This is a genomic window from Micromonospora sp. NPDC051300, from assembly GCF_044455315.1.
Lineage (GTDB): Bacteria > Actinomycetota > Actinomycetes > Mycobacteriales > Micromonosporaceae > Micromonospora > Micromonospora robiginosa.
In genome coordinates this window covers 1-1,466 of the sequence record NZ_JBITEP010000069.1, presented here as the reverse complement: position 1 = coordinate 1,466, position 1,466 = coordinate 1, and the positions used below count along the sequence as shown (strand labels likewise).

At 69.8% G+C, this 1,466-nt stretch carries 1 protein-coding gene; it reads right to left on the bottom strand.

Going from position 1 to position 1,466, the window contains the following annotated elements; translation table 11 throughout:
• Nucleotides 1-12: 12 nt before the first annotated feature.
• Nucleotides 13-1,224 carry an IS110 family transposase gene (locus ACIA5A_RS30870; RefSeq protein WP_396768307.1) on the bottom strand — a complete coding sequence of 404 codons (1,212 nt, stop codon included), beginning with the start codon at nucleotides 1,222-1,224 and terminating at the stop codon, nucleotides 13-15.
• Nucleotides 1,225-1,466: the final 242 nt, after the last annotated feature.

Here is a 1,466-nt window from a genome sequence, read left to right as displayed (position 1 = left end):
GGGGGGGTGTCCCTATGGGTTTCGTCGAGCGGCGATCGGCGTGGCTGGGCGGGGCTGGTAGGGGATCTTGTCGCGGAGCATGGCGAACAGGACATCGCAGCGGCGTCGGGCGAGGCAGATGAGAGCGGCGTTGTGGCGCTTGCCCTCGGCTCTTTTACGGTCGTAGTAGGCGCGGCTGACGGGATCGGCGAGGGCGGCGAACGCGGCGAGGAAGAACGCCCGTTTGAGGTTCTTGTTGCCGCCTCGGGGTGGGTGTTCGCCGCGGACGCTGCTGCCGGATCGTCGGGTGACGGGGGCGAGCCCGGCATAGGCGGCGAGGTGGCCGGGTGTGGCGAAGGCGGTGCCGTCGCCGACTTCGAGCAGGATCCGGGCGGCGGTCCTGACGCCGATGCCGGGCATCGAGGTCAGGACCGGGGCGAGAGGGTGTGCATCGAGCATCCTCTCGACCTCGCCGGCGACCTGATCGCGTTGCCGCAGGGTGTCGCGGAGGCTGTCGGCGAGGCGAGGCAGGATCGTCTCCGCCGCGCTGGTGCCGGGAACGGTGACGGTCTGCTCGTCGAGCGCGGTCATGATCTGAGCGACGAGGCGTTCACCCATGCGGGGTGCGTGGACGGCGGCGATGGACAGCAGTTTGCGGCGGCCGGCCTTGCGAAGCCCTGCAGGTCCGCCGCAGCGCGACAGCAATTCCAGGACCGCCTTGTGGTGGACTTTCGGGCCGAGGACGCGTTCCAGGGCAGGGTGGATCTGGGTGAGCAGTCCCCGGATGCGGTTAGACACGCGGGTGGCTTCACCAGCGAGATCGTCGTCGAAGCCGACCAAGACCTCCAGCTCGGCCAGGGCTTCGTCACCGACGTCGACTCGGCGCAGTGTGTGGGGCAGGGTGCGGGCGGCGTCGGCGATGACGTAGGCGTCGCGGGCGTCGGTCTTCGCCGTGCCCGGGTGCAGGTCAGCGATGCGCCGCATCGCCAGGCCAGGCAGGTAGGCCACCTGATGACCACACGCCCTGGCCACCGCGACCGGCAGGGCGCCGATCGAGGCCGGCTGGTCGACCACCACCAACACCGTGCCGTGACGAGCCAGCTCGTCGAACAACTGCCGAAGACGGGCCTCGGTGTTCGGCAACGGCGCGTCGTGCAGCCGCTTGCCGTCCGGGGCCAGCCCGACCGCGTGGTGATCACCTTTGCCGACGTCCAAGCCGAGGTAGACGCCGTATCCGTCGTGCACCACACCCGCCTCCACGCATCGCTCCGTGGCCTCGGCCGCTGGTCTGAGCGTCGGACTGCCGGCAGCCACGTTACGAAGAGACCTACCCCGAACACGGGTGGCCGTGTCCCTATCAGCGGTCCACCGACGCCACCCGACCCGGCGACAACACCCCCCGGATCATCCGAACGACAGGGGCAGGAAGTCATACCGGGCCGGGCGACCGAGGGTCCCCGGCTGGGGACGATCAAAAAGGTAACGGG